This is a genomic window from Heyndrickxia ginsengihumi (assembly GCF_011008565.1).
Taxonomy (GTDB): Bacteria; Bacillota; Bacilli; order Bacillales; family Bacillaceae_C; genus Weizmannia; species Weizmannia ginsengihumi.
The window spans coordinates 92868-100261 of the sequence record NZ_JAAIWK010000010.1; the positions used below are offsets into that span (position 1 = coordinate 92868).

At 37.2% G+C, this 7394-nt stretch carries 9 protein-coding genes; 4 read left to right on the forward strand and 5 right to left on the reverse strand.

Annotation, left to right across the window (positions count from 1 at the left end; all coding sequences use genetic code 11):
• Positions 1-6 precede the first annotated feature (6 nt).
• Both G4D61_RS08175 and G4D61_RS08180 read right to left on the reverse strand, forming a co-directional pair.
• Positions 7-1428, reverse strand: coding sequence for a non-oxidative hydroxyarylic acid decarboxylases subunit C (locus G4D61_RS08175; protein ID WP_163173671.1), 1422 nt, complete (start codon positions 1426-1428; stop codon positions 7-9).
• A 16-nt stretch (positions 1429-1444) separates the two neighbouring features.
• Positions 1445-2014 (reverse strand): non-oxidative hydroxyarylic acid decarboxylases subunit B, encoded by a 570-nt coding sequence (locus G4D61_RS08180; protein ID WP_163173673.1) that lies wholly within the window; start codon positions 2012-2014, stop codon positions 1445-1447.
• A 279-nt stretch (positions 2015-2293) separates the two neighbouring features.
• Between G4D61_RS08180 and G4D61_RS08185 the strand changes: the two genes are divergently transcribed.
• A complete protein-coding gene (locus G4D61_RS08185; RefSeq protein WP_035354574.1) occupies positions 2294-3187 on the forward strand; it encodes a LysR family transcriptional regulator in 894 nt (297 codons plus the stop codon).
• A gap of 245 nt (positions 3188-3432) precedes the next feature.
• The gene (locus G4D61_RS08190; protein WP_163173675.1) at positions 3433-3822 is read left to right on the forward strand and encodes an SLAP domain-containing protein; all 390 of its coding nucleotides are present in this window, start codon (positions 3433-3435) and stop codon (positions 3820-3822) included.
• On the opposite strand, the gene G4D61_RS08195 is transcribed toward G4D61_RS08190, so the two are convergent.
• Positions 3819-5051: an MFS transporter gene (locus G4D61_RS08195; protein ID WP_035354570.1), complete on the reverse strand. Its 1233-nt coding sequence runs from the start codon at positions 5049-5051 to the stop codon at positions 3819-3821. The genes G4D61_RS08190 and G4D61_RS08195 overlap by 4 nt on opposite strands.
• A gap of 385 nt (positions 5052-5436) precedes the next feature.
• A complete protein-coding gene (hxlR, locus tag G4D61_RS08200; RefSeq protein ID WP_163173677.1) occupies positions 5437-5790 on the reverse strand; it encodes a transcriptional activator HxlR in 354 nt (117 codons plus the stop codon).
• Between the two features lie 226 nt (positions 5791-6016).
• Here hxlR and hxlA point away from each other — a divergent pair, with 226 nt between their 5' ends.
• Complete coding sequence (hxlA, locus tag G4D61_RS08205) at positions 6017-6649, forward strand: 3-hexulose-6-phosphate synthase (protein WP_163173679.1); 633 nt, start codon at positions 6017-6019, stop codon at positions 6647-6649.
• A 6-nt stretch (positions 6650-6655) separates the two neighbouring features.
• Positions 6656-7213: a 6-phospho-3-hexuloisomerase gene (gene hxlB / locus G4D61_RS08210; protein WP_163173681.1), complete on the forward strand. Its 558-nt coding sequence runs from the start codon at positions 6656-6658 to the stop codon at positions 7211-7213.
• A gap of 72 nt (positions 7214-7285) precedes the next feature.
• Here the strand turns inward: hxlB and G4D61_RS08215 are convergent.
• A partial coding sequence (locus G4D61_RS08215; RefSeq protein WP_163173683.1) for an IS3 family transposase occupies positions 7286-7394 on the reverse strand: 109 nt, incomplete at its 5' end.

Here is a 7394-nt window from a genome sequence, read left to right on the forward strand (position 1 = left end):
CACTCCTTATTTTTGTAATAATTGTTGAATAATTTTTTCCCATTTTTCAACCCCTGGTGGTGAATCAAGCGGTTGATCATAATGTCCTCTTGTCTCAGGCGCTAATGGTGTTGTAGCATCTAAAATTAATTTATGAGTAATTCCCGCTGGATTAGCTCCAGGATCTAGTGGCATGATTGAAAGATCAGGGATAACAATGACATCATGTTTTGGATGCAGTTTTGTTGAAAGTGCCCACATCACCTGTGGCAAGTTAAATGGATCAACATCCTCATCTACAACAATGATCATCTTACAGTAACCTAAACCATGCGGAGTCGTCATCGCACGCATACCAACAGCTTTTGCGAACCCACCGTAACGGCGCTTCGTTGAAATAATCGCTACAAGACCATGTGTATACATTGCATTAACCGCAACAATTTCGTTTGGATATGCTTCTTTTAATTGTTGGTAAAGCGGAACACTAGTATTAACGCCGATCATATAATCTGTTTCAGTCCAAGGCATTCCAATATATAAATGTTCAAAAATTGGATTTTTCCGATGATATACACGGTTAATTTTTATAACAGGCATACTGCGGCCGCCAGAATAATGACCTGTGAATTCTCCAAAAGGTCCTTCAAATTCACGCTCTCCAGCAAGAATCTCACCTTCAAGAACTACTTCTGCTCCCCATGGTATATCTAAGTCGGCATCTTTTGCTTTCACAATTCGATACGGTTCCCCTTGGATTGCTCCTGCCATCTCATACTCAGATTGATCATATAAAAGAGGTGTAGCTGCCGCAGTTGTGATTGCAGGTTCACAACCTAAAGCAATAGCAACAGGAAGGTTTTCTCCACGTTCTTCAGCTTGGCGTAAATGAATCGCAATATCATGCTGAGGAACTGGCTGTATTCCTAAACGGTCTTTTCCTTTTACTTGCATTCGATAGATTCCAACATTTTGTTTTCCAAAATTTTCTGGGTCTTCAAGATCACGAGAAATGACACATGCTTTATCAATGTAAAATCCGCCATCACCTTGATTTAATCGGAATAACGGTAAGATTTCAAATAAATTGATATCCTCCGTAATTTCTACTTCGTGAAAAGGAGCTGTTTCTTCACGTTGAACAGGCATTGGAAATGTACTATAACGACGAGCAAATTCAAAGAACTGCACCTTTAATGGTGTATTTTTTGGCATACCCATCATTAAGGCATGGTTTGGCCAAGACCCCATCACATTCATCGCAATTTTTGCATCATTATATCCGTAAATATTTGTAAACATAAGTGCAGGTGTTTGATCACCTAAGTTGCTCGCAGCACGAGTTGCCGCTGAGATATCTGGTTCTGGCTTTACTTCATCAGTAATTTTTAGAAGCTGTCCTTCTTTTTCAAGCGTATTCAAAAAATCTCGAAAATCTTTATAGGCCATGAATTTGTTCTCCTTCTTATTCTATATTTTTGATTCCATTCCACCGTTTAGCATCCGGTAAATGAATATCGAATTGATCTAATGTTCGAAAGGCAATATGATCAATTAAGTCATCAATTGTTTGGGGAAGATTATAGAAGGCGGGCATTGGCGGAAAGATGATAGCACCCATGCGTGATAATTCTAGCATGTTCTCTAAATGAATGTTATTTAAAGGAGTCTCTCTAGCTAACAGCAAGAGTTTTTTTCTCTCTTTTAACATTACATCTGCAGAACGTGTGATTAAATTATCAGCCAATCCTATTCGAATAGAAGCAAGAGTTTTCATACTGCATGGTGCTACGATCATCCCATCAACTCTAAAGGAACCGCTTGATATTCGGGCCGCTTGATCTTTATAAGAATATGTAAAATCAGCAAACCATTCTACATCCTTAACTGTATAAGACGTTTCCAAAGGGATGGTAGCTGTAGCCCATGGAGACATGACTAAATGTGTCTCTACCCCAGCTTCTTTAAGGAGCTGTAAAATTCGAACTCCAAATATTGCGCCAGTTGCACCCGTTATGCCTACGATTATTTTCATCTGTTTCCCCCTTCCTTTAAAGACGGCATCATTATTTTTTTCCTACAAATATCAGTATACTCCTATAACATTTATACTAAAAATATCTAATAAATATAAAGAGCATACATTCTATATATGGTTATAATAAGTTTTCCTTTAGCCGAACCGTTCTGCTAAAGAGTTTTTAAGTTTTCCTTTTCTTATTAATCCTAATCCTATGCTATCATGTATATATTCCTATTGAAACATTCATTTTATGTACGCTTGTTTATTAGAAAGGTTATATGGTGGAATTTGATGGATATAAGACAATTGCGGTATTATTGCACAATTATCGAAGAAAAACAGATTACAAAAGCTGCGAAAATCCTCCACATGGCCCAACCTCCTTTAAGTCATCAATTAAAACTTCTTGAAGAAGAACTTGATGTTACTTTAGTTCATAGAGAAGGAAAAAAGTGGGAGGTTACAGAAGAGGGGAAAATCCTTTACAAAAGAGCGAAACATCTATTACAAGGGCTTGAAGAAACAAAAAGAGAAATTGCCGAAGTAAAAGAAGGAATTAGAGGAACCATTTCAATTGGGACCTCTTCTATTTGTATTTCTCATTTAGCAGAACATTTAAGTAGCTTTCATAAAGAATTTCCAGATGTGTATATAAAAATGTGGCATGGTGATACTCATTATCTCGAAGAATTATTGCAGCAAAATAAGATTGATATCGCTCTCCTACTTCTGCCTGTTGAAGAAACCAATTATGAGACAATTCATTTGAAGGATGATCCTTTTGTCGTTGTCGTACCACGGCAATGGGAATCTAAATTTTCAGGGACAACTATTAGTATCGAAGAGGCCTCCAAATATGATTTATTGCTAGGAAGGAGAATTTCCGGTAAGGGCATGTATGATCATATTATAAATGCCTTTCATCAACATAATGTGCATCCAAATATCGTTCTGGACTGTCCAGAAATCTCAACGATTTTAACACTTGTCGCGACAGGAATGGGCATCACTATCATTCCTCGTTCAGAAATTCATCAAGTTTATGAGGAGAAATTAAAGGTGCTGCAATTTTCCGATCCATTTTTGGACACCCAACCTGCAGTAGTTTGGCTGAAGGATAAATATTTATCTAAAGCTGCAAAAGAACTAATAAAAAAATTAAGGGACAAACAATCAGCGCATTAAAAACTACCGTTAAATGCGGAATCGCTGAGACCCCACAGCCGTGTAGCGCCGAGGATGCTCAGCATCTGCCCGCGGAAAGCGAGCATCCTGAAGCGGAAACGAAATGAAGCAGGCAGTATGTACGTTAAAAGAAACATAATTAAAAAAGGAATCCAGATGGAACTATCTGAACTCCCTTCACCGACAAACTAATCAAAAGCAATATGTTAATATAAGCTTAATAAAAATATGGTGGTGCAAATATAATGCAAAATCTTCAATTTGAAAAAGCATGGGATCGAACGTTATCTGCTAAAGATCGCAAAAGAATCGAGGAAATTTTTTCAGAAACTAAATCAATAAGTGAGCACCCTGTTCACTTCTCCACATTATGGCAAGCTAAAAACTATAAAGGGGAGCTATTGATTACTGTATTAATTCATAATTTCCGCCAACAGCTACTCTCTTTTTGTGAAACTCCTATACGCTATGTTGAAGGAACTACAATAATAGCTGAACATATATTCACAATCCCATCTCTCAGAATTGAACCAACTACAAGTATGCCATGGACATTTATTTTTCCAAAGGAAAGTATCATCTGTGAAACATCTTTAATGAACGGCCATTTACAATTCATGTACGAAAAACTTTAAATAACATTTTCATGATTAACGAATGGAAGTACATCTGGCTGCTGCTTTCTAGACTGCCTATTCTTAAGGGTGAGCATAGCAATAAAAGAAATACAGTACAAAATAGCCAAGTAAGCCATTGTAATCGTCATATTATAGTGCTGTAAAATATACCCGACGAGAACTGGTGAAAAACCTCCAAGCGCTCTGCCAAAATTGAAGATCATATTTGTTGCAGTCGTACGAATATGGATAGGATAGTAACTACTAATTAATGCGCCATAGCCGGCAAACATTCCATTTGAGAAAAATCCGACAACAGCACCGCCTAACAGAACACCAATACTTCCAGTTGCATATGAATATAAAAATACAGCAGCTGCTGAAGCGAATAGAAATATCCCAAATGCCCGTTTTGTTCCTAAACGATCCATAAATTGCCCAAATGTCAGCATTCCTAAAATCATTCCTACAGCTGTACTAATTGTCCAGAGCGCCGAGCTTGAAACAGATAAGCCTTGCGATTGCTGCAACATTGATGGCAACCAAATCATCAATCCGTTGTATCCTGCAATTTGGACCGTTGCCATAATCGCTAATGCAATGGTCGTCGCCGCCGTTTTAGGATTTTGAAATAATTGAATTAAACTCCCTTGTTGTTGGACAAGCTTATGCTGTTTTTGCGCACTCAGCCATTCAGGTGACTCCTTTAAGCCTTTGCGAACAATGACGGCAAAAATTACTGGAATGATTCCAATGAAGAACAATCCTCTCCATCCAAACGTTGGCAAGATTAATGAGCTAAGTACCGCTGCAATGATTACGCCAAATTGTGCACCAACACTAACATAAGACGATGCTCTTCCTTGTTTATCCTTTGGCCATGCTTCAGAAACAAGAGCCATGCCGATTCCATACTCTCCGCCAGCGCCTAGACCCGCAATTAATCGATAGACATATACTTGATCGATATTAGTTGCCAAACCTGTTAAAGCAGTGCCGATTGCAAATAAAAGAATAGAATATGTAAACACTTTTACTCTGCCAAATTTATCGGCTAAAACGCCAAAAATAATTCCCCCTGCGAGCATTCCGATATTCGTAATAGAGGAAATCAGCCCTCCTGTTGCCAAGTTGATATGAAACTCAGCGATGATCATAGACATAGCAAAAGAAATAAACATAATGTCCATGCCTTCTAATGTTAATCCCGCAACTGATGCCACAACTGTTTTATTTCGATAATTCATGTTTTAAATCTCCTTCCAAGCCTCACTGGACTTTATTTAAAAGAGCTTTCATACCTTCCTTTACGGGCATCTAAAATAAAAATGCCCTTTTGCCATAAAGACAAAAGGGCATAATATGCATAATAAACAAACTATAAAGCACTTATCGTAGCCGCCCTTTTTAGTCTCTCTGGACCAAATTAAAGGATATGTATTTGAATATTATATTAACATGTTAAAAAGTAAGTTTCAATAGAAAAGGCCGCTATACATATACAGCCTCACTAATCCATTCTTACTTCAACTCCCAAAGCGAACTTGTTTTATCCTTTCGGGGATTGAATGGAAACGATGTTTCTTTCTACAATGAGTGTGAAACGTTTGTCACTATAAATGTTTACAATTATTACTTTATATTTTCCTGAGGTTCTACAACACTTTCTATATAATGTTTCCCCCATTCATACATCGCATCAAGAATTGGCATTAAACTCTCGCCATATTCTGTTAAAGAATATTCGACTTTTGGAGGAACGACCGGATAAACTTCACGATGAACGATTAAATCCTCTTCAAGTTCACGTAATTGATTCACAAGCATTCTTTGCGTAATACCCGGTATTAGTGCTTTTAACTCGCCGAATCGTTTTGTTCCCTCTTTGCCTAAATACCACAAAATAAGCATTTTCCATTTCCCACCAATAACAAAAAGAGTCAATTCCTTTTCACAATTAAATGTCTTGTTTTGCATACGTGACATATGATTACCCTCCACTACTTTTGTTGTTCCTAATATAACACTTTGAAAACACATAGTATACTTTTTAACACTATGTAAGAAAAAAGTGCGTACTTTCGATGATGGAATATACGCAGTATACTAATGCCTGTACAGTTAATCCCCAATTTTGGCTGAGAAATAATTCTGTGCGCATTGGTTATATTACTTTTGTGAAATTGATTAAGACTTAAGGAGTGACGTATAGATGGAATTACAATTAGCATTGGATTTAGTAAATATCCCGGAAGCAATTGAGTTAGTAAAAGAAGTAGAGGACTATATTGATATTGTTGAAATTGGAACACCTGTTGTCATTAATGAAGGACTTCGGGCTGTTAAAGAAGTAAAGGAAGCATTTCCAAATTTAAAAGTATTAGCTGACTTAAAAATTATGGATGCTGCTGGCTATGAAGTGATGAAAGCCTCAGAAGCTGGTGCTGATATTATTACAATTTTAGCCCAAGCTGAAGACATGTCCATTAAAGGGGCTGTTGAAGAAGCAAAAAAACAAGGCAAAAAAATCCTTGTTGATATGATTGCAGTAAAAGACCTTGCCACACGTGCGAAAGAAGTAGATGCGATGGGTGTTGATTATATCTGTGTTCATACAGGTTATGATCTCCAGGCAGTTGGAAAAAATTCCTTTGCCGACTTACAAACAATCAAAAGCGTTGTAAAAAATGCAAAAACAGCAATCGCAGGTGGCATTAAATTAGAAACACTTCCAGAGGCACTAAAAGCAGAGCCAGATTTAATTATTGTCGGCGGCGGTATTACTGGACAAGAAGATAAGAAAGATGTTGCAGCTAAAATGCAACAAATGATTAAACAAGGTTAAAATTCCATGCACATCACTCAGTATTTAGAAGAGATTATCACTGAGCTAAAACATTCGGTAAGTCTCATATCCGATAAAGAAGCCGAAGAACTCGTTAATAAGATTTTATCTTCAAGGAAAATATTTGTTGCCGGCGCAGGTCGCTCTGGATTTATGGCAAGATCATTTGCAATGCGCATGATGCATATGGGAATTTCCGCCTATGTTGTTGGTGAAACTGTTACACCAAGTTTTGAGGAAGATGATCTGTTCATCATTGGGTCTGGATCTGGAGAGACAAAGAGTCTAGTCTCAATGGCTGAAAAGGCAAAACAAATCGGCGGTACAATTGCTGCTGTCACGATTTTCCCTGATTCATCAATTGGCCAATTGGCGGACATTACGATTAAATTACCTGGTTCTCCAAAAGATCAAACAAAAGGTGATTTTCAAACCATTCAACCAATGGGCTCTCTTTTTGAACAAACTCTCTTACTGTTTTATGATGCTGTTATCTTAAGATTTATGGAGAGAAAAGAATTGGATTCCAATAAAATGTATGGAAAACACGCCAATCTCGAATAAATGTTTAACAAAAAACCGAAAGATTACAAGTATGAATGAAGTGACCCCTAAAAGTTAGACACAGTTATTTCATTAGGCAGCGTGTGTAAAATGAGTTCGGTATTGTACCGGACTCATTTTTAATTTTGCCTTGATCCGTTTCGTATTATAGTAATTAATATATTTTTGTAATTCTACTTTA

What these genes read in the sequence shown, in the direction of transcription:
- hxlR (WP_163173677.1), bottom strand. Translation starts at nt 5,790, where the DNA reads ATGTCACGTATGCAAAACAAGACATTTAATTGTGAAAAGGAATTGACT.
- G4D61_RS08195 (WP_035354570.1), bottom strand. Translation starts at nt 5,051, where the DNA reads ATGAATTATCGAAATAAAACAGTTGTGGCATCAGTTGCGGGATTAACA.
- G4D61_RS08190 (WP_163173675.1), top strand. Translation starts at nt 3,433, where the DNA reads ATGCAAAATCTTCAATTTGAAAAAGCATGGGATCGAACGTTATCTGCT.
- G4D61_RS08175 (WP_163173671.1), bottom strand. Translation starts at nt 1,428, where the DNA reads ATGGCCTATAAAGATTTTCGAGATTTTTTGAATACGCTTGAAAAAGAA.
- hxlA (WP_163173679.1), top strand. Translation starts at nt 6,017, where the DNA reads ATGGAATTACAATTAGCATTGGATTTAGTAAATATCCCGGAAGCAATT.
- G4D61_RS08180 (WP_163173673.1), bottom strand. Translation starts at nt 2,014, where the DNA reads ATGAAAATAATCGTAGGCATAACGGGTGCAACTGGCGCAATATTTGGA.
- G4D61_RS08185 (WP_035354574.1), top strand. Translation starts at nt 2,294, where the DNA reads ATGGATATAAGACAATTGCGGTATTATTGCACAATTATCGAAGAAAAA.
- hxlB (WP_163173681.1), top strand. Translation starts at nt 6,656, where the DNA reads ATGCACATCACTCAGTATTTAGAAGAGATTATCACTGAGCTAAAACAT.